19 protein-coding genes are annotated in these 25,243 nt (G+C 60.8%); 11 read left to right on the top strand and 8 right to left on the bottom strand.

The window, feature by feature from the left end; genetic code table 11:
• Window positions 1-92 precede the first annotated feature (92 nt).
• Window positions 93-1,271: a vWA domain-containing protein gene (locus F8N96_RS11825; protein WP_150797968.1), complete on the bottom strand. Its 1,179-nt coding sequence runs from the start codon at window positions 1,269-1,271 to the stop codon at window positions 93-95.
• A gap of 33 nt (window positions 1,272-1,304) precedes the next feature.
• Window positions 1,305-2,150, bottom strand: coding sequence for an AAA family ATPase (locus F8N96_RS11820; protein ID WP_150797967.1), 846 nt, complete (start codon window positions 2,148-2,150; stop codon window positions 1,305-1,307).
• 204 nt (window positions 2,151-2,354) lie between these two features.
• On the opposite strand from F8N96_RS11820, the gene F8N96_RS11815 reads away from it, so the two are divergent.
• Both F8N96_RS11815 and F8N96_RS11810 read left to right on the top strand, forming a co-directional pair.
• Window positions 2,355-2,585 (top strand): DUF4160 domain-containing protein, encoded by a 231-nt coding sequence (locus F8N96_RS11815; protein WP_150797966.1) that lies wholly within the window; start codon window positions 2,355-2,357, stop codon window positions 2,583-2,585.
• Window positions 2,573-3,073, top strand: a complete 501-nt coding sequence (locus tag F8N96_RS11810; protein WP_150797965.1) for a DUF2442 domain-containing protein — start codon at window positions 2,573-2,575, stop codon at window positions 3,071-3,073. The genes F8N96_RS11815 and F8N96_RS11810 overlap by 13 nt, the downstream gene beginning before the upstream one ends.
• On the opposite strand, the gene F8N96_RS11805 is transcribed toward F8N96_RS11810, so the two are convergent.
• Complete coding sequence (locus F8N96_RS11805) at window positions 3,070-4,146, bottom strand: DUF748 domain-containing protein (protein WP_150797964.1); 1,077 nt, start codon at window positions 4,144-4,146, stop codon at window positions 3,070-3,072. The two genes, F8N96_RS11810 and F8N96_RS11805, sit on opposite strands and share 4 nt — an antisense overlap.
• A gap of 126 nt (window positions 4,147-4,272) precedes the next feature.
• Here F8N96_RS11805 and cysK point away from each other — a divergent pair, with 126 nt between their 5' ends.
• Window positions 4,273-5,247, top strand: coding sequence for a cysteine synthase A (gene cysK / locus F8N96_RS11800; RefSeq protein WP_150797963.1), 975 nt, complete (start codon window positions 4,273-4,275; stop codon window positions 5,245-5,247).
• A 242-nt stretch (window positions 5,248-5,489) separates the two neighbouring features.
• Entirely contained in the window at window positions 5,490-6,428 is a 939-nt protein-coding gene (locus tag F8N96_RS11795; protein WP_150797962.1) for an aspartyl/asparaginyl beta-hydroxylase domain-containing protein, read from the top strand.
• A gap of 130 nt (window positions 6,429-6,558) precedes the next feature.
• Here the strand turns inward: F8N96_RS11795 and F8N96_RS11790 are convergent, their stop codons facing one another.
• From F8N96_RS11790 to F8N96_RS11775, 4 genes are all read right to left on the bottom strand, one after another.
• Complete coding sequence (locus F8N96_RS11790; RefSeq protein WP_150797961.1) at window positions 6,559-7,497, bottom strand: LysR family transcriptional regulator; 939 nt, start codon at window positions 7,495-7,497, stop codon at window positions 6,559-6,561.
• Between the two features lie 69 nt (window positions 7,498-7,566).
• Complete coding sequence (locus tag F8N96_RS11785; protein WP_150797960.1) at window positions 7,567-9,096, bottom strand: tripartite tricarboxylate transporter permease; 1,530 nt, start codon at window positions 9,094-9,096, stop codon at window positions 7,567-7,569.
• A complete protein-coding gene (locus tag F8N96_RS11780; RefSeq protein WP_150797959.1) occupies window positions 9,093-9,626 on the bottom strand; it encodes a tripartite tricarboxylate transporter TctB family protein in 534 nt (177 codons plus the stop codon). Before F8N96_RS11780 ends, F8N96_RS11785 begins: the two co-directional genes overlap by 4 nt.
• A 53-nt stretch (window positions 9,627-9,679) precedes the next feature.
• A complete protein-coding gene (locus F8N96_RS11775; protein ID WP_150797958.1) occupies window positions 9,680-10,693 on the bottom strand; it encodes a Bug family tripartite tricarboxylate transporter substrate binding protein in 1,014 nt (337 codons plus the stop codon).
• Window positions 10,694-11,043: 350 nt separating this feature from the next.
• Between F8N96_RS11775 and F8N96_RS11770 the strand changes: the two genes are divergently transcribed.
• The 5 genes from F8N96_RS11770 (at window position 11,044) to F8N96_RS11750 (ending at window position 17,643) form a co-directional block, all read left to right on the top strand.
• Entirely contained in the window at window positions 11,044-12,000 is a 957-nt protein-coding gene (locus tag F8N96_RS11770) for an amidohydrolase family protein (RefSeq protein WP_150797957.1), read from the top strand.
• Window positions 11,997-13,001, top strand: coding sequence for a 4-hydroxythreonine-4-phosphate dehydrogenase PdxA (locus F8N96_RS11765; RefSeq protein WP_150797956.1), 1,005 nt, complete (start codon window positions 11,997-11,999; stop codon window positions 12,999-13,001). Before F8N96_RS11770 ends, F8N96_RS11765 begins: the two co-directional genes overlap by 4 nt.
• A gap of 713 nt (window positions 13,002-13,714) precedes the next feature.
• Complete coding sequence (locus F8N96_RS11760) at window positions 13,715-14,890, top strand: L-rhamnonate dehydratase (protein WP_150745842.1); 1,176 nt, start codon at window positions 13,715-13,717, stop codon at window positions 14,888-14,890.
• 54 nt (window positions 14,891-14,944) lie between these two features.
• Window positions 14,945-15,940, top strand: coding sequence for an AraD1 family protein (gene araD1 / locus F8N96_RS11755; protein ID WP_150797955.1), 996 nt, complete (start codon window positions 14,945-14,947; stop codon window positions 15,938-15,940).
• A gap of 122 nt (window positions 15,941-16,062) precedes the next feature.
• Complete coding sequence (locus F8N96_RS11750) at window positions 16,063-17,643, top strand: aldehyde dehydrogenase (NADP(+)) (RefSeq protein ID WP_150797954.1); 1,581 nt, start codon at window positions 16,063-16,065, stop codon at window positions 17,641-17,643.
• 153 nt (window positions 17,644-17,796) lie between these two features.
• On the opposite strand, the gene F8N96_RS11745 is transcribed toward F8N96_RS11750, so the two are convergent.
• The gene (locus tag F8N96_RS11745) at window positions 17,797-18,705 is read right to left on the bottom strand and encodes a DMT family transporter (protein ID WP_150797953.1); all 909 of its coding nucleotides are present in this window, start codon (window positions 18,703-18,705) and stop codon (window positions 17,797-17,799) included.
• Between the two features lie 130 nt (window positions 18,706-18,835).
• Here F8N96_RS11745 and aceK point away from each other — a divergent pair, with 130 nt between their 5' ends.
• Complete coding sequence (aceK, locus tag F8N96_RS11740; RefSeq protein ID WP_150797952.1) at window positions 18,836-20,557, top strand: bifunctional isocitrate dehydrogenase kinase/phosphatase; 1,722 nt, start codon at window positions 18,836-18,838, stop codon at window positions 20,555-20,557.
• Window positions 20,558-20,751: 194 nt separating this feature from the next.
• Complete coding sequence (gene hrpA, locus F8N96_RS11735; protein ID WP_150797951.1) at window positions 20,752-24,663, top strand: ATP-dependent RNA helicase HrpA; 3,912 nt, start codon at window positions 20,752-20,754, stop codon at window positions 24,661-24,663.
• Window positions 24,664-25,243: the final 580 nt, after the last annotated feature.

Below are 25,243 nucleotides of genomic sequence, written 5' to 3'. Positions count from 1 at the left end.
GTGGGAATGCATCCAGTGACGCTCCGCGTCACAGGGGACGCAGAGCGTCCCGGGCGACATTCCCACGCGGGAGCGTGGGAATGATCGGCGCTCTACTTGGAAAGAAACCGCATCGCCTCTTCCAGCCCCCGCAACGTCAACGGATACATCTGGTCGTCAATCAATTCCCGCACAATGTTGGTCGACGAGGTATAGCCCCAGGTGTCTTTCGGATACGGGTTGATCCAGATGAGCTTCTTGTACTTCTCCTTGAACCGCTGCATCCACAGGTAACCGGCTTCTTCGTTCCAGTGTTCGACGCTGCCGCCGGCCTGGGTGATTTCGTAGGGCGCCATGGCGGCGTCGCCAATGAAGATCACTTTGTAGTCGGCGCCGTACTTGTGCAGCAAATCCTGGGTCGAGGTGCGCTCGGAAGTGCGGCGCATATTGTTCTTCCACACCGATTCATAAATGAAGTTGTGGAAGTAGAAGTACTCCAGGTGCTTGAACTCGGTCTTGCAGGCCGAGAATAATTCCTCGCAGATCTTCACATGCGCGTCCATCGAACCGCCGATGTCGAACAGCAGCAACAGCTTGACGGTGTTGCGCCGCTCCGGCCGCATCTGGATGTTCAGCAGCCCGGCATCGCGCGCCGTGTGGTCGATGGTGCCATCGATGTCCAGCTCTTCCGCCGCACCCTGACGCGCGAATTTGCGCAGCCGACGCAAAGCGACCTTGATATTGCGCGTGCCCAATTCCACCGAATCGTCGAGGTTCTTGTACTCGCGCTGGTCCCAGACCTTGACCGCCTTGCCCTGGCGCTTGCCGGCATCGCCGACCCGAATGCCTTCCGGGTTGAAACCGCCGGAGCCGAACGGGCTGGTGCCGCCGGTGCCGATCCATTTGTTGCCGCCGGCATGGCGTTCCTTCTGTTCTTCCAGGCGTTTCTTGAATTCTTCGATCAACTTGTCCAGGCCGCCGAGGGACTGGATCTGCGCGCGCTCTTCATCGCTCAGGGAGCGTTCGAATTCCTTGCGCAACCAGTCTTCCGGGATCAAGGCCTGAAGGTGGTCGTCGAGTTTCTCCAGGCCATTGAAATAGGCACCGAACGCCCGGTCGAACTTGTCGAAATGTTTTTCGTCCTTCACCAGGATCGCCCGGGACAGGTAATAGAACTCGTCCATGTCGGCGAACGTCACCCGGTGTTTCAGCGCGTTGATCAGGTCCAGCAGCTCGCGCACCGAGACCGGGACCTTGGCTGCGCGCATTTCATTGAACAGGTTGAGCAGCATGGCTATCGCCCTCTATCTTGTTGAACAGAGGGATCAGCGAGTGCCGCGACGGCTCATGAACGCCAGACGCTCAAGCAACTGCACGTCCTGTTCGTTCTTCACCAGGGCACCGGCCAGCGGCGGAATGGCTTTGGTCGGATCGCGCTCGCGCAGCACCGCTTCGCCGATGTTGTCGGCCATCAGCAGCTTCAGCCAGTCCACCAGTTCGGAGGTCGACGGCTTTTTCTTCAGGCCCGGCACCTTGCGCACGTCGAAGAACACATCCAGCGCTTCGCTGACCAGGTCTTTCTTGATGTTCGGGTAATGCACGTCGACGATCCGCTGCATCGTCACGCGATCCGGAAAGGCGATGTAGTGGAAGAAGCAGCGGCGCAGGAAGGCGTCCGGCAGTTCTTTTTCGTTGTTGGAGGTAATGATGATGATCGGACGTTTCCTGGCCTTGATGGTCTCGTCGATCTCGTAAACGTAGAACTCCATCTTGTCGAGTTCTTGCAGCAGGTCGTTGGGGAACTCGATGTCGGCCTTGTCGATCTCGTCGATCAGCAGGATCACCCGCTCTTCGGCCTCGAAAGCCTCCCAGAGCTTGCCCTTTTTCAGGTAGTTGCGAACGTCGTGGACCCTTTCCGTGCCCAGCTGCGAATCGCGCAGGCGGCTGACCGCGTCATACTCGTACAGGCCCTGATGCGCCTTGGTAGTGGACTTGATGTGCCAGGTGATGAGCTTGGCGCCGAAGGAATCGGCCAGTTGCTCGGCGAGCATGGTCTTGCCGGTGCCCGGTTCGCCCTTGACCAGCAGCGGACGCTCCAGGGTAATGGCGGCGTTGACCGCCAGCTTCAGGTCATCGGTGGCAACGTAGGCCTGGGTGCCTTCGAACTTCATCTGCTAATCCTCGAACGTTAACGCCGACCTGAACGAGGCAGGGCGGGGCGCAATAATTTGTAGTACCCCGACTATAACGCGGTGCCCGGTCCACTGTGAACGCAGACGGCTTATTCAGTCTCTGAATGGGGCGTCACATCTTGACTCGGTGTCGGCGGCGGGCCAGTATTGAGCTATCGCCATTTTGGCGATAGCTTGCCCGGCATGTCTACTAAATATCGATTTCGCGATAAGTACCGCATCCAGTTGCGCGAGAAGGATCATCCGCCTCCCCATGTCCACCTTACCGGTGGCGGGCTGGATGTGATGTTGAGCCTGGAAACCGTCGAAGTGATGGTGGGCAAGGCGCCGCCGCTGATCATCAAGGAAGCACTGGAGTGGGTTAAGGCTCATCAAATGCAATTGCTGGAGGACTGGAAACGATGTTATCCATGAAACGACCGCGGCTGTCGGCCGTGCAGGCATTGCCGGATTATCGCCTCGCACTGACCCTTATCGACGGTCAGCAACTGACTCTCGATTTGAGTCGTGACCTGCGCGCCTATCCAGGCTTGCAGCCCTTGCTGAGGTCCGGCGCTTTCGAAGGTGCGACCCTGGGCGATGATGGCTGGAGTGTCGAGTGGCCTGAACTGGATATCCAGATTGGCGCGGACACGCTCTACCTGGATGCGCTTGCACAGAACGCCTGCGACGAAAATACCCGGATTTTTATCGATTGGCGCGCTCGCACCGGGTTACCGCTCAATCAGGCGGCCGAGGCGCTGGGCGTCAGTGCACGAAGCATCACCCGCTACAGCAGTGGCCGTGAAGCGGTGCCGCGGTCGTGGGCCCTGGCGTGTCTGGGCTGGGATTTTCTGCAGCAGCGAGATCCGGCGCGAGCGGCTGAGGAGACCGGTCGATATACCGTCACGCGCAAATCTTAACCCGCATCGGGCTTCGGTCGTTCATACCGGGCATTGAACGCCTGAATGAAACCATTGCGTAAAATCTGTAAAAACGCCTGGAACGCGCTGATATCTTGCCGATGCACGTTGCCGCTCAGTTCGACCCGGGTTGCAAACTGATTCTTACCCTGGTTTTTCAATACCGTTTCGGAGCCGCCGACGATGGCCTCCCAGATGGAACGGAAAATCCCTTTGTCCTTGTTCTCCACATCCTGCTGCCAATTGAATACGTCCACATCCTTCAACAGCGGTTTGATGTAACCCGTCAATTTTGCCTTTTTGGCCTGCGCCTCAATCACCACATCCCCATGACCGGCGTTGAAATCGAACTTGCCATAGGCTGAAGCGAAGTCGTTCATGCGCTTGAGTTCGATGTTCCTCGCGCGCAGCCGGAATTCGAAGTCTTCGAAATTGCTCAGCGGGTCGAAGGTGGCGGTGGTTTCCAAGGGGGCGTGTCCCAGCAACATCGCCTTGCCTTCGAAGCGAGCGTCGCGTTTTCCTTCGGTGTCGACCACGTTGGTCAGGTTATAGATACTGGCGTCGACCTGGGTGGCGTTCATGTTGACGGGTGGTTTTGAATTGAAATTTCGAAAGCTGATCTTGCCGTCATTGATGCGCACTTCGTTCAGGGTGATCGGCAGTAGCTTGCCCAGTTGCGCCCGCCAGTCGGTGCCCTGGCCGGTCTGGGAGTTTTGCTTGTTGGCGCCGCCGTCGACGAAGTTCACTTCGGGCTTGATGAACTGCACCTCGGCCACCACTGCGTGGTCATGCCAGAGCGAGTGCCAGCTGACGGAGAGGTCGATCAGCGGCGCGTTGACGAAGGGCACCGGCACCTTGCCGTCGACCTTGACGATTTTCAGCCCGTTGATTTTATAAGCGCCGCGCCACAGGGCCAGGTCGACATCGACGATCTGGCCACGGTAGTCGCCCATGTCCGCCAGCTTGTCGTTCAGGTAGTTGCGCACCATGTAGGGCAGGGCGAAATGCAGGGCAATCAGCAGCACGACCAGCCCGGCTAGCGTCCACAGCGGCCAACGGTATCTGCGTTTCATGATGGCAAATCTCTGGCGATGTAAAGCCATTGACTGTTGTTGTAACCGGACGTTCGACTGACTGGACGACCACAGGCAACAGGCTTACCTTGGAGGGCTTATTCAACGCTGTACAAGGACCCAGCCATGAGCCGTATTTTCGCTGACAATGCCCATTCCATCGGCAATACGCCGCTGGTGCAGATCAACCGCATCGCCCCGCGTGGCGTGACCATCCTGGCCAAGATCGAAGGGCGCAACCCTGGTTATTCGGTCAAGTGCCGGATCGGCGCGAATATGATCTGGGACGCCGAAAGCTCCGGCAAACTCAAAGCGGGCATGACCATCGTCGAGCCGACGTCGGGCAATACCGGTATCGGCCTCGCGTTTGTTGCCGCGGCGCGTGGTTACAAGTTGATGCTGACCATGCCGTCCTCCATGAGTATCGAGCGTCGCAAAGTGCTCAAGGCGCTCGGCGCCGAGCTGGTCTTGACCGAGCCGGCCAAGGGCATGAAGGGCGCGATCGAGAAAGCTGCTGAAATTGTGGCCAGCGCCCCGTCGTCCTATTTCATGCCCGCGCAGTTCGACAACCCGGCCAACCCGGCCATTCACGAGAAGACCACCGGCCCGGAAATCTGGAACGATACCGATGGTGCGGTCGATGTATTGGTGGCTGGCGTCGGAACGGGTGGAACCATTACCGGGGTTTCGCGGTATATCAAGAATACCCAGAGCAAACCGATCATGTCGGTGGCCGTGGAGCCGGTGGCCTCGCCGGTCATCACCCAGGCCCTGGCCGGGGAGGAGATCAAACCAAGCCCGCACAAGATCCAGGGTATCGGGGCCGGGTTCGTGCCGAAAAATCTGGACCTGTCGATGGTCGATCGGGTCGAGTTGGTCAGCGATGAAGAGTCCAAGGCCATGGCCCTGCGTTTGATGCAGGAAGAAGGGATTTTATGCGGGATTTCCTCTGGTGCGGCGATGGCTGTAGCGGTTCGACTGGCGGAAACCCCGGAAATGCAGGGCAAGACCATCGTAGTGATCCTGCCCGATTCCGGCGAGCGCTACCTGTCGAGCATGTTGTTCAGTGATCTGTTTACCGAGCAAGAGACTCAGCAGTAACTGGAAAATCGAAAGATCGCAGGCTGCGAGCTTTTGATCTTGTTTTTAATCTTGGGAAAAAGGGGGATGACTCAGGTCAGCCCCCGTTCAGGAGCCCTGTGTTAGAAGTGCTTTGTTGCATATTTCTCAACACTGAATGTTGATTCATGCAGGTTTTCCCGACGCCGGTAGTGTTTATCATGCCGGCTGCAACGTCGGGTACATGGCGTTGTGCAGAGTTGTCGACTATCAAGGAGTTGCTGATGACCTTTTCCCTTGCCGCGAAGGCGTCGCTGTTGCTGCTGTTTCTGGGCAGCACGCTTTATGTGCATTTGCGCGGCAAGGCGCGATTGCCGGTCCTGCGCCAGTTCGTCAACCACTCGGCCCTGTTCGCCCCCTATAACGCCTTGATGTACCTGTTCTCCAGCGTACCGTCCAGACCCTATCTGGACCGCAGCAAATTCCCCGAACTGGATGTCCTCAAGGACAACTGGGAAGCGATCCGCGACGAAGCGATGCACCTGTTCGACGAGGGCTACATCCGCGCCGCCGAGAAGAACAACGATGCCGGTTTCGGTTCGTTCTTCAAGAAGGGCTGGAAGCGTTTTTATCTCAAGTGGTATGACAAGCCACTGCCCTCGGCACAAACCCTGTGCCCGAAAACCGTGGCCCTGCTCAACGGCATTCCCAACGTCAAAGGCGCGATGTTCGCCTTGCTGCCAGGCGGCAGTCACCTCAACCCGCACCGCGACCCGTTTGCCGGCTCCCTGCGTTATCACTTGGGGCTGTCGACCCCGAACTCCGACGACTGCCGCATTTTCGTTGACGGTCAGATTTACGCCTGGCGCGATGGCGAGGACGTGATGTTCGACGAGACCTATGTGCACTGGGTCAAGAACGAAACCGAAAAGACCCGGGTCATCCTGTTCTGCGATGTCGAACGCCCGCTGAGCAACCGCTTGATGACCCGCATCAACCGTTGGGTCAGTGGCTTCCTGGGCCGCGCCACCGCACCGCAGAACCTGGATGACGAACGTGTTGGCGGGATCAACCAGGCCTATGCCTGGAGCAAGAACTTCGGCGACAGTTTCAGTGGCGGGATCAAACAATGGAAGCGTCGCAACCCCAGGGCATACCGCGTAATGCGGCCAGTATTGGCGGTCGTGGTTCTGGCGTTATTGGGATATTGGTTGTTTGGTTGATGCATATTCCCGAATCAAACACCGGCCCCTGTAGGAGCGAGCTTGCTCGCGAAGATCTCAAGAGCGACGCGCTCATTCAGAAAGAACGCGTCATCGTTAACGTCCTTCGCGAGCAAGCTCGCTCCTACGCCTACACCCGCGCATGTTCCGCCCGCACCGAGTTCATGAACGCCTGCATCGCCGACGATTGAATGCGATGACGCCGGGTGATCAGCCCATAGGGGGGCAGCCGGGCTTCGAACTTGATCGGCAACACGGCCAGCAGATCACGGCCGGGATAGTCCTCTACCACCGACACCGGTGTCACACCGAGCATGTCGGTCTGCTGGATCAATGAGAGCAAGGTCATGATCGAGGTGGTTTCGACAATGCTGCTGGGGATATCGACCCGCGCATTGTGGAACACCTGATTGATGATCGCGCGCATCGGGCTTGGATGCTGTTGCAGCACCCAGGTCATGTTCTGCAATTCTGCCCAGCTCAGCTGCTTTTCCTTCGCCAATGGATGTTGTGCACCGGCAATCACACACAGGGCTTCTTCGCCGAGGCTGTCGAAGAGCAACTCTTCGGCTCGCGCACCGGCTGGAATCCGACCCAGCACGATGTCCAGCTGATCCTGGAGCAAGGCCTGCACCAGCACGTCGCTGGTGTCGACCTGGATGCTCATGGATAACCGTGGATGGCTTTGTTTCAAGGTGGCGATGGTGCGGGTCAACAGCCCGGAAGCCAGCGCCGGAATCGCGCCGACCGCGACCCGGCCAAGGTTGCCGGATTCGAGTGCTACCAGTTCTTCACGCATGCCGCTGAGTTCGGCGAACACCATGCGTGCGTAATAGGTGACGGTTTCCCCGAAGGGGGTAGAACGCATGCCCCGGGGCAGCCGCTCGAAGAGCTCCACACCCAGCAAGTCCTCGGCTTCGTGCAGCATCTTGGTCGCCGCCGGTTGCGTCATGCCGATGTGGTCGGCGGCGCGGCGCAACGAACCGAATTCCTGCAACGCCAGCATCAGCCGTAGCTGGCGCAGACGCAATCGACTGTGGATCACATTGGCAACAGGAATTCGGGTCATGGCCGCGCTCGCGAAAAAGGACTGCGGCAAGCCTGACAACAAATGTCAGGCGTTGCCAGCATTGCTGTGTCACAGCACCGATTTTGGCTTGGCGACCTGGGGTTTGCGCAGGCCCATCAGGGTTTGCAGCGCCTTGGAAATCAGCGGCCAGAACAGCATCAGCAGCGCTGCCGTGGTCAGGCCGCCCACCAACGGGTTCGACCAGAAGATCCCGATCTGACCATCGGAGAACAGCATCGACTGACGGAAAGCATCTTCCGCCTTGTCCCCCAGTACCGCGGCCAGAACCAGCGGTGCGATCGGGTAACCAAGTTTTTTGAACAGATAACCCAGCGCACCGAAGCCGAGCATCAGCACCACGTCGAAGAACGAGTTGTGCACCGAGTAGGCACCGATGGCGCAGACCATGATGATGATCGGCGCAATGATCGAGAACGGAATGCGCAGGATCGACGCGAACAGCGGCACGGTGGCCAGCACCACGATCAGACTCACCACGTTGCCCAGGTACATGCTCGCGATCAGGCCCCAGACGAAGTCATGTTGTTCGACGAACAGCGTCGGGCCAGGGTGCAGGCCCCAGATCATCAACCCACCGAGCATCACGGCGGCGGTGGCCGAACCGGGAATGCCCAGGGTCAGCATGGGTAGCAGCGCGCTGGTGCCGGCCGCATGGTCGGCGGTTTCCGGGGCGATCACGCCTTCGAGTTCACCCTTGCCGAAGTTCTCGCGGTTCTTCGAGAAGCGTCGCGCCAGGCTATAGCTCATGAACGAGGCCGCGGTCGGGCCGCCAGGGGTGATGCCCATCCAGCAACCGACCAGGGTGCTGCGCACAATGGTCCACCAGTAGCGGGGCAACCTGGCCCAGGTGCGCAGGATTACCATGGGTGTGATGCGCGCATGCTCGCCGCGGAACACCAGGCCTTCCTCGACCGTGCAGAGGATTTCGCCAATGCCGAACAGGCCGATGACCGCCACTTCGAAGCTGATGCCGGTCATCAGTGTCGGCTGGTCGAAGGTCAGGCGCAGGTTGCCCGAGACCGTGTCCATGCCGACTGCGGCCATGGCGAAACCGATCATCATCGCCACCACGGTTTTCAGCGGCGGGTTCTTGCTCATGCCAATGAAGGTGCAGAACGCCAGCAGGTACACCGCGAAGAACTCCGGCGAACTGAAGGACATGGCGAATTCGGCAATCCGCGTCGACAGGAACGTCAGCAACAACACCCCGGCCAGCGCACCGATCAGCGCCGAGCTGAAGGCCGCGGTCAGCGCTTCGGCGGCGCGGCCTTCGCGGGCCATCGGGTAGCCGTCGAAGGTGGTCGCCACCGATGAGGGCTCACCGGGTATGTTGAACAGGATGGAGGTGATCGAGCCGCCGAACAGCGCGCCCCAATACATGCACGACAACAGGATGATCGCCGACACCGGCGACATGGTGAACGTCAGCGGCAGCAGCAACGCCACGCCGTTGGGGGCGCCGAGGCCGGGCAACACGCCGACCAGAATGCCCAGCAGCACGCCGATCACCATCAGGCCGATATGGCCGGGGGTCAGGATCAGGTTCATGCCTTGCAGCAGGGAATCGAACTCGCTCATTTGAAATGTCTCCCGGCCAGGGCAATCCAGTCGCCTAGAGGGCCGGCATCCAGCGGGACCTTGAACCACAGTGCGAAAATCATGTAGCTGGCGAGGACCGCACCGAGGGATATAGAAGCGATCATCAACTTGCCATAGGGTTTGACGCGGGTTTTGTCATGCCACATGAACCAGGCGATGAAGCAGGCCGAGGCCACGTAAATACCGGTGAACGGCATGGCCGCGACGAACAGCGCAATCGGGATGAACACCGACAGCACTTGCCTGAACGCACTGCGGCTGACGAATGAGATGCTCAGCGCTTTCCAGCGCACCAGGGTCAATACGCCGTTGCCCACACTAGCGGCGCTCAGCAACAGGCCGATGTAAAAGGGGAAGTAACCCGGCTCGGGGCCGGAATCGCCCCAGCCGATACCCTGTTCGACGCTGCCGAACATCACCACCACGCCGATCAGCGTGGTGAAGAGTGTCAGGCCGAGTTCGACCCAGCGGGTACCGACCAGCGCCGGTGAATCCGAAGATTGGGACATGAAAGCACCTCCAGCAGGTGACGGCCGTGCGCAGGCGGACGGCCGCGGGCAACTCAGTTTTTCAGCCAGCCGGCTTCTTTGAACACCGGGGTAACGCGAGCGGTGTCTTTTTCGATGTAGGCGGTCAGTGGCTCGCCTTCGAGGAAAGTCGGCACCAGCGCGTTCTGCTTGACGTAGGCCTTGAACTCCGGGGTCTCGGTGACTTTGCGCATCAATTCGACATAGAACGTGCGCTGTTCGGCGGTGACTTCGCCGGGCATGAACACGGTGCGCGGGAAGCGGTACTGGTCGATGCCCAGGCCCTGTTCGTGGCAGGTCGGAACGTCGGCCCAGGATTTATCGCCGGCGACTTTCTCGGTATAGCTCATGCGCTCCTTACTGAACACGCAGAGCGGCTCGACCTGGTCGCCACGCCATTGGCTGATGCTTTCGCTGGGATTGTTGACGTTGGCGGCGATGTGCTTGCCGGCCAGTTGGGTCGCGGCTTCACTGCCGCTCTTGAACGGGATGTACACCAGTTTGCTGTTGTTGGTCTGGTTCAGCAGCAGGGTCAGGGTCTGGTCGACATCCTTGGACTGGCTGCCGCCCATGCGCAGTTTCGACGGGTCGGCCTTGGCTGCTTCATAGAAGCCCTTGGCATCTTTCCACGGTGCGCCTTTGTAGCTCCAGAGAATGAAGTCATCCTCGGCCACGGCCGCGACCGGGGTCAGTTCCTGCCATTGATAACCGAGCTTGGACACCAGCGGCAACAAGTAGATGTTGTTGGTGCCGATCACCAGTTTTTCCGGATCGCCCTTGTTCATTTTCAGGTCGAGAAAGGCTTCGGCGCCATTGCCGCCACCCTTGTTCAGGACGATGGTATTGACGTCGAGGAACTTGTGAGTGGTGATGATCGACTGGATCAGGCGACCAAGCTGGTCGGTACCGCCACCGGGGCCACCGGCGACGACGATTTCGACGTTCTTGTCCGGTTGCCAGGCGTGAGCCAGAGCCGGGAGGATCCCTGCGGCGACCAGTGTGCAACCAAGAGCCAGACGGGACGTGCGACGGACGAATGCATTTCGCATGGAAGGGCCTCGTTTTTGTAGTTGTTATGAGTGACTTGTCGGTGATGAAAGTTGCAAGCCTGGAATGAGTGTGGGAAGACAGCGCCTGCGCGTCTAGTCAAAACAATACATACGCCGATAGCCTGGGGTTATAGGTCGCCACAAATAAAATCACCTGTATCGCCAGGATCAGCGCGCCAGAGCCATTTGAGTGGAAAGTCGGTATAGGCGCAATACCCCGCAAGCCCCCTGAAAGCAGGGCATGACATAACCCAGGGCTATCGCCTTATTTCAAGTTTTGATTGGACGGTTATCACTGTGCCTTCGATAGTGCTGGTCAGTACCGATCATCAACCTCGACGAGGTGCCTCATGGGTGAGCTGTGGAGTGGACCGATCATCGATGCCCATCATCAATTCTGGGACCCGTCGATCAATGCCCATCCCTGGTTGGCGCCCGACGCCGATATCCCGTTTTGCTACGGCGATTACGGTGCGCTCAAGCGTCGCTATTTTCCCGAGGATTACTTCGCCGATGCCCGTCCTCATGACGTCGTCAAGACGGTGTACATCGAGACCGAATGGGACCCGCAAGACCCGATTGGCGAAACCCGCTTCATCGAACAACTGGCCGCCCGTTACGGCGTACCGAATGCAATCGTCGCTCAAGCCTGGCTGGACCATCCCGACGCCATTGCGGTCATGACCGAGCAAGCGAGTTACAAGTGCGTGCGCAGCGTTCGCCACAAACCCGGTGGCCCGACCACGCCGGCGCAGGTAGGCCATGTGCGCAGCCTGATGAGCGACGAGCATTGGCGGCGCAGTTACGCTGCACTGCAAGGGTTGGGGCTGCATTTCGATTTGCAGACACCCTGGTGGAACCTGCACGAAGCCGAGCGGCTGGCCCGGGACTTTCCCGGCACTACGCTGATTCTCAATCACGCCGGGCTGCCGAGCGACCGCAGTGCCGAGGGCCTGGCGGGTTGGCGTCTGGCGATGGCGCGGCTGGCCGAATGGCCGAACGTGCAGGTGAAAATCTCCGGCCTTGGGCAGCGCGGCCAGGCATGGCGCGCCAAGGACAATGCCTGGATCGTGCGCGAAGTGATCGCGATCTACGGTCCCGGTCGAGTGATGTTCGCCAGCAACTTTCCAGTGGACGGCCTGTGCGGCTCATTCAATAACATCTACAACGGTTTCAAATCCATTGTTGCCGATCTGCCGCTGGCCGATCAGGAGCGACTGTTCTACAGCAACGCGCAGCGGGTTTATCGTTGCGAGCCTGCCGCCATTGACCGGACGCGGCCAGAACCCTTGAGGAGTGAAGCATGAACAAGACAACCATCGCCATGGTCCTGGGTGACCCGGCGGGCATCGGCCCGGAACTGATCGCCCGCCTGCTCGGCGAGCCCGACGTGCGCAGCCAGGCCAATGTGATTCTGATTGCCGACGAGGCGGAAATGCGCCGCGGCATGCGCATCGCCGGGACAGAGTTTGCGTATCGTCGCGTGGAGTCTCTGGATCAGCTGGATTTTCGAGATGACACGCCGCTGTTCTATGACTTTCGTGGCGACACCCTCGGCGAATTTGCGCGCAGTGAAGCCAGTGTGATCGGCGGCCGCTACAGTCTCGACACCTTGGAAAAAGCCCTGCGCCTGACCGAGGCCGGTAGCACCGACGCGGTGCTGTTCGGGCCGTTGAACAAGACCTCGTTGCACATGGCCGGCATGGCCCATAGCGACGAACTGCACTGGTTCGCCGAGCTGCTGGGTTTCCACGGGCCGTTCTGCGAATTCAACGTGCTCGACAACCTCTGGACCTCCCGGGTGACGTCCCACGTCGCCCTGGCCGATGTGCCGGGCATGCTCACCCAGGCGCGGGTGGTGGAGGCGATCCAGCTGATCGACACGGCGCTCAAGCGCAACGGCCTGGAGAAACCGCGCATCGGTGTGTGTGGGTTGAATCCGCACAACGGCGACAACGGCTCGTTCGGACGCGAAGAACTGGACATCATCGGCCCGGCTGTTCGCTCGGCTCAGGCGCTGGGGATTGCGGCTGAAGGACCGTATCCCGGCGATACGATTTTCCTCAAGGTTCAGGGTGATGCCAGTGCCTTCGACGCAGTGGTGACCATGTATCACGACCAGGGACAGATCGCGATCAAGCTGATGGGGTTCTCCCGTGGCGTGACGGTGCAGGGCGGATTGCCGATTCCGATCACCACGCCGGCCCACGGTACTGCGTTCGATATCGCGGGGCAGGGCAAGGCGAATGTCGGGGCGATCCGCCAGGCGTTCGAGATTGCGTGCCGGATGGGTGCCAACAGCTACTGACAGAACACAGCCCCCTGTAGGAGCTGGCTTGCCAGCGAAGACGACCTGACAGACACCCATGAGGTGACTGTCGGACCGCTTTCGCGAGCAGGCTCGCTCCCACAGAGATCGATGGTGTTGCCGGATTTTTGTAATCAACGCAAAACCCTGTAGGAGCTGGCTTGCCAGCGAAGACGGTCTGACAGACACCCATGAGGTGACTGTCAGACCGCTTTCGCGAGCAGGCTCGCTCCCACAGAGATTGATGGTGTTGCCGAATCTTTGTAATCAACGCAAAACCCTGTAGGAGCTGGCTTGCCAGCGAAGACGACCTGACAGACACCCATGAGGTGACTGTCAGACCGCTTTCGCGAGCAGGCTCGCTCCCACAGAGATTGATGGTGTTGCCGGATCTTTGTAATCAACGCAAAACCCTGTAGGAGCTGGCTTGCCAGCGAAGACGGTCTGACAGACACACATGAGGTGACTGTCAGACCGCTTTCGCTGGCAAGCCAGCTCCTACTTTTTTTTGTGTGGTGCCTGATAACTCGATCTACTCAATAACTGCTTTTACCTATCACCCCAGGTTATCGCCGGATACGCATAAGTGATTATCCGTCACACCCAAGCGCTGGCTAAAGTCGCTCCATCGAATGCCCGGACCGGCCCACACGAGCGGCTCCGCGCAGCGACCCGACAACTACAAAAAGCCGGCAGCGCAAGGAACTGTATTCATGAAAATCAAAGCCATCCGTACCCGCGTTTTCGAGTGGAAAGGCAAAGTCGTCCCACCGCAAGCGCACTTCTGCACCAACGCCAGCGACATCCTGTTCGAGCGCGGCGACGCCATGGGCTCGTTCCGTTTCCATGGCTGGCTGGTGGTGGAAGTCGAGACCGACACCGGTCTTGTCGGCATCGGTAACTGCGCCCTGGCGCCGCGTGTGGCCAAGGAAATCATCGACACCTACCTGGCACCGATCGCCATTGGCGAAGACCCGTTCGACAACGAATACATCTGGCAGAAAATGTACCGCCAAAGCCACGCCTGGGGCCGCAAAGGCATCGGCATGGCGGCGATCTCGGCGATCGACATCGCCATCTGGGACATCATGGGCAAAGCCGTGAACAAGCCAGTGTTCAAACTGCTCGGCGGGCGGACCAAGGAAAAGATCTGGACCTATGCCTCCAAGCTCTACGCCAACGACAACCTCGACCTGTTCCTCGAGGAAGCCCAGGGCTATCTGAACCAGGGCTTCACCGCGCTGAAAATGCGTTTCGGCTACGGCCCGAAAGACGGCCCGGCGGGCATGCGCAAGAACATCGAACAAGTGCGGGCGCTGCGTGAACTGGCCGGCCCGGACATCGACATCATGCTCGAATGCTACATGGGCTGGACCCTGGAATATGCCCGTCGCATGTTGCCCAAACTCGCCGAGTTCGAACCACGCTGGCTCGAAGAACCGGTGATCGCCGACGACATCGAGGGTTATATCGAGCTGAAGAAAATGGGGATCATGCCGATCTCCGGCGGCGAGCATGAATTCACCTCCTACGGCTTCAAGGACCTGCTGGAGCGCCGCGCCATCGACGTGATCCAGTACGACACCAACCGCGTCGGCGGCATCACCGCCGCGCGCAAGATCAACGCCATGGCCGAAGCCTGGTCGGTACCCGTCATCCCGCACGCCGGGCAGATGCACAACTACCACCTGACCATGTCCACCACCGCCTCGCCGATGGCCGAGTTCTTCCCGGTATTCGACGTCGAGGTCGGCAATGAGCTCTTTTACTACGTGTTCAAGGGCGAGCCACAACCGGTCAACGGCTACATCCAGCTCGACGACAACAAGCCGGGCCTGGGCCTGGAAATCTCCGATGAGTACTTGAGCGACTTCAACATCATCGAGTGACTTTGAGGCGCCGTTTTTGAACGGCGCCATCCACGACTTTCTGGAGGGCCGGACATGCGCCTGATTCAATTTGAAAACACTGCCGGGGAGCGCCAGGTCGGACTCGTCGAGGGTTCACAGGTCCAGGTATTGCGCGATACCCGCAGCACCCGTGAACTGGCACTCGCGGCGATCCGCGCCCAACGCAGCCTGCAGGATGAAGTCGCCTTGCGCGGCACCGAGCCGGGCCCGGCTTACACGCAACTGTTGCAACAGGGCAAGGTGCTGCCGCCGCTGGACCATGAAGACCCGGCCCATTGCCTGATCAGCGGTACCGGCCTGACTCACCTGGGCAGCGCCTCGGCGCGGGACAAGATGCACCAGCAGGACGGTGCGGTCGAAGCGGGCATGACCGATACCATGCGCATGTTCAAGTGGGGCCTGGAGGGCGGCAAACCAGCGGCCGGTCAAGTCGGTGCACAGCCGGAATGGTTCTACAAGGGTGACGGCAGCATCGTCGTGCGCCCCGGCGCGGACTTCCCCGTGCCGCCGTTTGCCGAGGACGCTGGCGAAGAGCCGGAGTTGACCGGTCTCTACGTGATCGGCGACGACGGCCAGCCCTATCGGGTCGGTTATGCCTTGGGCAACGAGTTCTCCGACCATGTGATGGAGCGCCGCAATTACCTGTACCTCGCCCATTCGAAACTGCGCTTCTGTGCCTATGGTCCGGAGCTGCGGGTCGGTGAACTGCCCAGGCACCTGGCGGGCACCAGTCGCATCACTCGCAACGGCGAAACGATTTGGGAAGAAGAGTTTCTCAGCGGCGAAGACAACATGTGCCACAGCCTGGCCAACCTCGAATTCCACCACTTCAAATATGCGCAGTTTCTGCGGCCGGGCGATGTCCACGTGCATTACTTCGGCACCGCCACGCTGTCGTTCGCCGACGGGGTGAAAACCCAGCCGGGGGATCGCTTTCAGGTCAGCCTCGATGAGTTCGGCGCACCGCTGGAAAACGGCATCGGCGAAAGCGCCCAGCCGTTGGCCATCGGCCAGGTGCGCACACTCTGACCCCCTGTAGGAGCCGGCTTGCCGGCGATAGCGATTTGGCATGCGACGTTGATGTTTGCCCTGCCATGGCCTTCGCCGGCAAGCCGGCTCCTACAGGTCTGCCATCGATCAAGGAATCTGAAATGACCACGCTACTCGGACACAACTACATCGGCGGCCGGCGCAGCGCCAACGGCACCCTGCAGCTGCAAAGCCTCGACGCAACCAGCGGTGAACCACTGCCCGGCAGCTTCTTCCAGGCGACCGAAGCCGAGGTGGATGCCGCCGCCAACGCTGCCGCCGCTGCGTACCCGATCTACAGAAATCTCAGCGCGCAAAAACGTGCGTTGTTCCTCGACGCCATCGCCGATGAAATCGATGCCATGGGCGATGATTTCGTCGCCACCGTGTGCCGTGAAACCGCGTTGCCGGCCGGGCGCATTCAAGGAGAGCGCGGGCGCACCAGCGGCCAGATGCGCCTGTTCGCCAAGGTCCTGCGCCGGGGTGATTTTTATGGCGCGCGAATTGACCGGGCGCTGCCGGATCGTCAGCCGTTGCCCCGTCCGGATCTGCGCCAGTACCGCATCGCTCTAGGGCCGGTCGCGGTATTCGGTGCGAGTAACTTTCCGCTGGCATTTTCCACCGCTGGCGGTGATACCGCGTCCGCGCTGGCCGCCGGTTGCCCGGTAGTGTTCAAGGCGCACAGCGGCCATATGGCGACCGCCGAATGGGTGGCGGATGCGATCATCCGCGCCGCCGAGCGCACTGAAATGCCGGCCGGCGTGTTCAACATGATCTACGGCGGTGGCGTCGGTGAATGGCTGGTCAAGCACCCGGCGATCCAGGCCGTGGGCTTCACCGGCTCGCTCAAGGGCGGCAATGCCCTGAGCCACATGGCCGCGACACGGCCGCAGCCGATCCCGGTGTTTGCCGAGATGTCGAGCATCAACCCGGTGTTCCTGCTGCCCGAAGCCCTCGCGGTGCGTGGCGAGCAGATCGCCGCGCAGCTGGCCGGTTCGGTAACCCTGGGTTGCGGTCAGTTCTGCACCAATCCGGGCCTGGTGATCGGCCTGCGCTCTGCACAATTCAGCACATTCGTCGAAACGTTTTGCGCCAGCATGAACCAGCAACCACCGCAGACCATGCTGAACGCCGGCGCGTTGCTGAGCTACAGCAAGGGCCTGGGTGAGCTGCACGAACATCCGGGGCTGACGCATCTGGCGGGCAAACCGCAACAGGGCAGTCAGGCTCATCCGCAGGTGTTCCAGGCGGATGTCAGTCTGTTGCTCAAGGGCGATGAACTGCTGCAGGAAGAGGTTTTCGGACCGACCACCATCATCGTTGAAGTCGAGGATCGGGTGCAGCTGACGGCGGCGCTGCAGGGCCTGCGCGGGCAACTGACGGCGACGCTGATCGGCGAGGCGGATGAATTGCTGGAATACCGCTGGCTGGCCGAATCACTGCAGGAAAAGGTCGGGCGGATTCTGCTCAATGGTTATCCGACCGGGGTCGAGGTCTGTGAAGCGATGGTGCATGGCGGGCCGTACCCGGCCACGTCGGATTCACGCGGGACATCGGTCGGCACCCTGGCGATCGACCGGTTCCTGCGGCCGGTGTGCTTCCAGAATTATCCGGATGCGTTGTTGCCGGACGCGTTGCAGGACGCTAATCCGCTGGGGATTCGGCGGTTGGTGGATGGGGAGGTGAGTGCCGCAGCGTTGTGATTTGCGGTGTCTGGACCGACGCTTTCGCTGCGGTGCGGCGATCCGACAAGCCAGCTCCTGCAGGATGGGGTATTGCTCACAAATTTTGTGTACGACACCAATCTCTGTAGGAGCTGGCTTGCCAGCGAAGGCGTCATCAGCGGCACCAAAAATCTACTTGGCAGCCACCGCTGAAGCCTTCACCACCGAAGGCTTCAACACCAACCACAACGCCGCTGCAATCAACACCCCGCCATAGATATGCGCCATCGACAACGGCTCATCCAGCAACATCGCGCCCCACAACACTCCAAACGGTGGAATCAGGAAGGTCGTGGTCATCGACTTCACCGGCCCGACCGAGCTGAGCAGGCGGAAGTAAATAATGTACGCCAACGCGGTACATACCAGGCCCAACCCCAACAACGACAGCCAGACACTCCAGCCGCCCCAGCTCGCCGGCGGTTGGCTGATCACGCTGTAGCCAAACAGCGGCAGCAACAACAACGTCGCGCCCAGCATGCTGCCCAGCGCCGACAGACGACTGTCGAGACCGCCGGCCTGGTCGAGCCAGCGGCGTGCAAGGAACCCGGCGAAACCGTAGCAGGTGGTGGCGAGCAGGCAGGCGAGGGCGCCCATCAACAGGTCCATGTCGAACGCCACCGGCCCGGCCCGGGTCAGGATGCCGACGCCGAACAGGCCGAGAAATACCCCGCCCAGCTTGGCGGCGGTGAATTTTTCATGGAAGAACAGACCGCCGATCAACACCCCCATCAGCGGCGTCGTGGCATTGAAAATCGCCGAGTAACCGGCCGGCAGCACTTGGGCGGCGACGGAATAGAGGGTCGCGGGAATCCCGGAGTTGATCATCCCCAGCAGCATCACCGTCTTGAGTTTGCCTTTGAAGTCCCAGCTGATGCGCATCAGGCCCAGGATCACCAGCAACCCGGCTGCCGCAATCGACACGCGGAAAAAAGCCGTGGGAACCGTGCCGATCACGGGGGCGATGATGCGCATGAACAGGAAGCTCGCCCCCCAAATGGCGGCAAGTGCCAGCAAGCGCAGAGTATCGACGAGGTTCACAGCGGTTTCCTTCCATGATTGGCGCGCAAGTGTCGCGCCAGTCAGGGCACAAGGCAATGGTTGCGTTGCGTCACACAGGGCCACTAAGCTCAGGCTCCAACGATCAGCATCAGCCGCCGAGGTTTTACCTATGCCGCAGCATTGGCCAGCCGCCGACATCGCCCGAATGATCCTCGACGGCTTTGACGATTACCGCGAGCATTTCCGTCAGATCACCGACGGCGCTCGAGCCCGTTTCGAACAGGCCAAGTGGCAGGAGGCGCAAATCGCGTCGGCTGCGCGGATCAATCTGTACGAAGAAAAAGTCGGCGAAACCGTGGCGCGACTGCGCAGCGCCTTCGACGCCGACACGCTGATGGATGACAGCTGCTGGCCGCTGGTCAAGAGCGCCTACATCACCCTGATCGACCTGCGCTTCGACGATGAGTTATCCGAGACCTGGTACAACTCGATCTTCTGCGGGTTGTTCAGCCACGACCTGATCAGCGATGGCTGCATGTTCATCCACACCACCCGGCCCAGCCTGCGCCGGGCGCGCGCCGCGCAAACCCGCACCTATAAACCTCAAGGCAGGCTGTCCGGCATGCTGTCGAGCATTTTTTCCGATTACCGCTTCAGCGAGGATTACGCCGACCTGCCCGCTGACCTGCGCCGTCTCGAAGCGCAATTGCGCGAGAACCTGCCGGACTGGGTGTGCAAGGACCCGGAGCTGAGCGTCGAACTGTTTTCCTCGGTGCTTTACCGCAACAAGGGGGCGTACCTGGTGGGGCGCATCTACACCCAGGACGAGCAGTGGCCCTTGGTGATTCCGCTGCTGCACCGCGAAGGCCGCGGGATTCAGATCGATGCGCTGATCACCGATGAAGCGGACGTGTCGATCATCTTCTCCTTCACCCGCTCGTACTTCATGGTGGATGTGCCGGTGCCGGCGGAGTTCATCGGTTTCCTCAAACGCATCCTGCCGGGCAAGCACATCGCCGAGCTGTACACCTCGATCGGCTTCTACAAACACGGCAAGTCCGAGTTCTACCGGGCACTGATCAACCACCTGGCCAACACCGACGACCAGTTCATCATGGCGCCCGGCGTGCGCGGCATGGTCATGAGCGTGTTCACCCTGCCGGGTTTCACTACCGTGTTCAAAATCATCAAGGACCGCTTCTCGCCGTCGAAAAACGTCGACCGCGCCACGGTGATCGAGAAGTACCGCCTGGTGAAAAGCGTCGACCGGGTCGGGCGCATGGCCGATACCCAGGAGTTCGCCGATTTTCGTTTCCCGTTGAGCAAGTTCGAGCCGGCATGCCTGGAAGAGTTGCTCGAAGTGGCCGCGTCCACGGTGTCGGTGGAAGACGACACGGTGCTGATTCGTCACTGCTGGACCGAGCGGCGGATGACACCGCTGAACCTGTACCTGGAACACGCCAACCCGGCGCAGGTGCGCGAGGCGCTGGAAGATTACGGCCTGGCGATCAAGCAACTGGCGGCGGCGAACATCTTTCCTGGCGACATGCTGCTGAAGAACTTTGGCGTCACCCGCCACGGGCGTGTGGTGTTTTATGACTATGACGAAATCTGCTTCCTGACCGAGGCCAACTTCCGCCATATTCCGCTACCGCGCACCCCGGAAGACGAAATGGCCTCCGAGCCGTGGTATTCGATCGGACCGCTGGATGTGTTTCCCGAAGAGTTTCCGCCGTTCCTGTTTGCCGATGCCGGGCAGCGCAAGTTGTTCGATCAATTGCATGGCGAGCTGTACAACGCCGATTACTGGAAAAGCCTGCAGGAGGCGATTCGCGCCGGCAAAGTGATCGACGTGTTCCCGTACCGCCGCAAAGGCCTCGATAACGAGTAGCCCACACCGCCACACCTGACACTGATCATTCCCACGCTCTGCGTGGGAATGCTTCCCCGGACGCTCTGCGTCCGCTCCTGGGACGCAGAGCGTCCCTTGCTGCATTCCCACTCAGAGCGTGGGAACGATCACTTGACGGCGCAAATCTGCGACAATCGCCCCCCTGCGCCACTAGACGACTTATTGCGTACCTGATGACTGACGAATCGCCTTCCATCGACAAACTGCTGAAAAACCTCGATCACGCGATGCTCGCCGACCGCCACCGGCTGCGGCGGCAGTTGCTCGAGCTGCGCAAGAAACCTGACGAGGCCAAGCTGGCCCAGTGGGTGGCGCGCATGCAAGCCTCCTGCGATCAGGTGCTGGCGCGGCGTGCCAGCCTGCCGGTGGTGCGTTACGACGACAACCTGCCGATTGCCGCCAAGCGCGATGAAATCAAGGCAGCGCTGCTCAAGCATCAGGTGCTGATCATCGCCGGCGAAACCGGTTCGGGTAAGACCACCCAGTTGCCGAAGATCTGCCTGGAAATCGGTCGCGGCCAGCATGGCCTGATCGGCCACACCCAACCGCGTCGGATCGCTGCGCGCAGCGTGGCCAGCCGGGTCGCCGAAGAACTGGGCACGCCGCTGGGCGCGCTGGTCGGCTATCAGGTGCGGTTCGAGGATCAGAGCGATGCCAACACCCTGATCAAGCTGATGACCGATGGCATCCTGCTGGCGGAAACCCAGAACGACCGCTACCTCGAACGCTACGACACGATCATCGTCGACGAAGCCCACGAACGCAGCCTGAACATCGACTTCCTGCTCGGTTACCTGAAAACCCTGCTGCCGCGCCGTCCGGACCTGAAAGTCATCATCACCTCGGCGACCATCGACCTGGAGCGTTTCTCCAAGCACTTCGATGACGCGCCGATCGTCGAAGTCTCCGGCCGCACCTTCCCGGTGGAGACGTGGTATCGCCCACTGACCTTGGAGCAGGACGAGGAGGGCAACCGCGTCGAGGATGACTTGACGGTGGATCAAGCCATTCTGGCGACCCTCGACGAAATCGCCGCGTTCGAACGCAGCGAGCGCAAGAGCCCGGGCGATGTGCTGGTGTTCCTGCCCGGCGAACGCGAGATCCGCGACGCCGCCGACATGTTGCGCAAGGCCCAGCTCAAGCACACCGAAATCCTGCCGCTGTACGCACGATTGTCGCCGGCCGAGCAGCAGCGGATTTTCCAGTCGCACCCAGGCCGGCGCGTGGTGCTGGCGACCAACGTCGCCGAAACCTCGCTGACGGTGCCGGGCATTCGTTACGTGATCGACAGCGGCACCGCGCGCATCAGTCGCTACAGCTACCGGGCCAAGGTCCAGCGCCTGCCCATCGAAGCCATTTCCCAGGCTAGCGCCAACCAGCGCAAAGGCCGTTGCGGGCGGGTCGAGCCGGGCATCTGCGTGCGGCTGTTCAGCGAAGAGGACTTTATCGGTCGTCCGGAATTTACCGACCCCGAGATCCTGCGCACCAACCTGGCGGCGGTGATTTTGCAGATGCTGCACCTGCGCCTGGGCGAGATCACCGATTTCCCGTTTATCGAGCCGCCGGATGGCAAGGCCATCAGCGACGGTTTCAACCTGTTGCAAGAGCTTTCGGCAGTGGATCGCAACAGCCAGCTGACCCCGCTCGGTCGCCAGTTGGCGCGGTTGCCGGTGGACCCGCGCATGGGCCGCATGCTGCTGGAAGCGGCGAAGCTCGGCAGCCTGCAGGAAGTGCTGATCGTCGCCAGCGCCATGTCGATCCAGGACCCGCGCGAACGTCCGCCGGAGCGTCAGCAAGCGGCGGATCAGGCCCACGCGCAATGGAAAGACGTGGACTCGGATTTCGCCGGGCTGGTCAATCTGTGGCGTGGTTTTGAAGAGCAGCGCCAGGCGCTGACGGCGAGTCCGTTGCGCAACTGGTGCCGCAAGCATTTCCTCAATTACCTGCGCCTGCGCGAGTGGCGCGACTCTCACCGGCAGTTGAGCCTGATCTGCCGCGACATGCAGCTGAGCCTCAATAAAGAGCCGGCGGATTACCCGAAGCTGCATAAAGCCGTTCTCTCCGGCCTGCTCAGCCAGATCGGGCAGAAAACCGAAGACGGCGATTACCTGGGTGCCCGTCAGCGACGCTTCTGGATTCACCCGTCATCCGGGCTGGGTAAAAAGCGCCCGCAATGGCTGATGGCCGCCGAGCTGGTGGAAACCACCAAGCTCTATGCGCGGATGGTGGCCAAGATCGACGCCGACTGGATCGAGCCGCTCGCCGGGCACCTGATCAAGAAAAACCACTTCGAACCCCATTGGGAGAAGAAGCGCGGCCAAGTCGTGGCCTTCGAACAGATCACCCTGTTCGGGTTGATCGTGGTCGGTCGCCGGCCGGTGCACTACGGACCGATCGATCCTGCGACGTCCCGTGAGTTGTTCATTCGTGAAGGCTTGGTGCGTGGCGAGATTCAGTCCAAAGCCAAATGCCTGATTGCCAACAAACAACTGTTGGAACAGCTCGACGAACTCGAAGCCAAGGCGCGTCGCCGGGACATTCTGGCGGACGAAGAAACCCTGTTCGCCTTCTACGATGCGCGACTGCCGGCCGAGATTCACCAGACCGCGACCTTCGACAGCTGGTACCGGGTCAACAGCCAGAAAGATCCGCAGCTGCTGATCATGCGCGAAGAAGACGTGCTGGCCCGCGAGGCCAGTGAAGTCACCGCCGCGCATTACCCGGACACCTTGCACATCGGTGACCTGGAACTGGCCCTGAGTTACCACTTCGAACCCAACCATCCACGGGACGGCGTCACCCTGCGGGTGCCGGCGCCGCTGTTGCCGATGCTGCCGCCGGAACGCCTGGAGTGGCTGGTGCCGGGCGTGATCGAGGCCAAATGCATCGCGCTGGTGCGCAACCTGCCCAAGGCCCTGCGCAAGAATTTCGTACCAGTGCCGGACTTTGTCAAAGCCGCGTTGCAGCGCATGACCTTCGCCGAGGGCTCCTTGCCCCAGGCCTTGGGCCGCGAGCTGCTGCGCATGACGGGCGCGCGAGTCAGCGACGAAGCCTGGGCCGAAGCGGCGCAGCAGGTCGAAAGCCATTTGCGGATGAACCTGGAAATCGTCGACGGCCAGGGCAAGTTCCTCGGTGAAGGCAGGGACCTGGCCGAGTTGACCGCGCGCTTTGCCGAGGCGAGCCAGGCCGCGTTGGCCGTGCCGCAAACCGCGAAAAGCCAGCAGCCGGTGGAGGCGAAAGTCTTTGCCGCCGTCGCTGAGAAGACCCAACAGAAGATTGCCGGCCTGTCGATGACGGTGTATCCGGCGCTGGTGGAAGAGAGCGGCACGGTCAAGGAAGGGCGTTTCTCGACGCCGGCCGAAGCCGAATTCCAGCATCGCCGCGCCTTGCAGCGTTTGTTGATGCAGCAATTGGCCGAGCCGGCGAAGTTCCTGCGCGGCAAGTTGCCGGGGCTGACCGAGCTGGGCTTGATGTACCGCGACATGGGGCGTATCGACAGCCTGGTGGAAGACATTCTGCTGGCCAGTCTCGACAGCTGCATCCTCGACGGCGAAGACCCGATGCCGCGCGATGGCGCCGCACTGGCGGCGCTGGCCGAACGCAAGCGCGGCGGCTGGACCGAGCACGCGGAGCGTTTGGCGAAGCTGACCCTGGAGATTCTCAAGCTCTGGCACGGTCTGCAAAAACGCTTCAAGGGCAAGATCGACCTGGCGCAAGCCGTGGCCTTGAACGACATCAAGCAGCAGCTCAGTCATTTGGTCTATCCGGGTTTTGTGCGTGAAACGCCGATGCAGTGGCTCAAGGAACTGCCACGTTACCTCAAGGCCATTGAGCAGCGCTTCGAAAAACTCGGCGCCCAGGTGCAGAAGGACCGGGTCTGGAGCGGCGAGTTGTCCGGCCTCTGGAGCCAATACCAGACCCGCGCCAACAAGCATGCCCAGGAAGGCAAGCGCGACCCGCAGCTGGAGCTGTATCGCTGGTGGCTGGAGGAGTACCGGGTTTCGCTGTTCGCCCAGCAACTGGGGACCAAAGTGCCGATCTCCGACAAGCGCCTGGGCAAGCAATGGAGCCAGGTCGAACCCTGAAGGCTTTTTGTAGAAGCCAGGCTTGCCGGCGAAAGCGGCCTCAAGCCTTGCATCGCCCGCGAAGACGCTTTCGCCGGCAAGCCGGGCTCCTACAGGGATTGGCGTTGACCACTCTCCATCTGCATACCGGAGATCGTGTAGGAGCTGGCTTGCCAGCGAAGGCGGCCTCCAGTCTTGCAGCGCCTATGAAGACGCCTTCGCCGGCAAGCCGGGCTCCTACAGGGATTGGCGTTGACCACTAGCCATCTGCATACCGGAGATCGTGTAGGAGCTGGCTTGCCAGCGAAGGCGGCCTCCAGTCTTGCAGCGCCTATGAAGACGCCTTCGCCGGCAAGCCGGCTCCTACAGGGATTGGCGTTGACCACTAGCCATCTGCATACCGGAGATCGTGTAGGAGCTGGCTTGCCAGCGAAGGGTGCCTCAAGCCTTGCATCGCCTATGAAGACGCCTTCGCCGGCAAGCCGGCTCCTACAGGGATTGGCGTTGACCACTAGCCATCTGCATACCGGAGATCGTGTAGGAGCTGGCTTGCCAGCGAAGGCGGCCTCCAGTCTTGCAGCGCCTATGAAGACGCCTTCGC

Origin of the sequence: Pseudomonas fluorescens (assembly GCF_902497855.1) — a bacterium.
In the GTDB taxonomy this organism is placed as follows: domain Bacteria; phylum Pseudomonadota; class Gammaproteobacteria; order Pseudomonadales; family Pseudomonadaceae; genus Aquipseudomonas; species Aquipseudomonas fluorescens_BI.
This window is presented reverse-complemented; position numbering and strand designations above follow the sequence as displayed.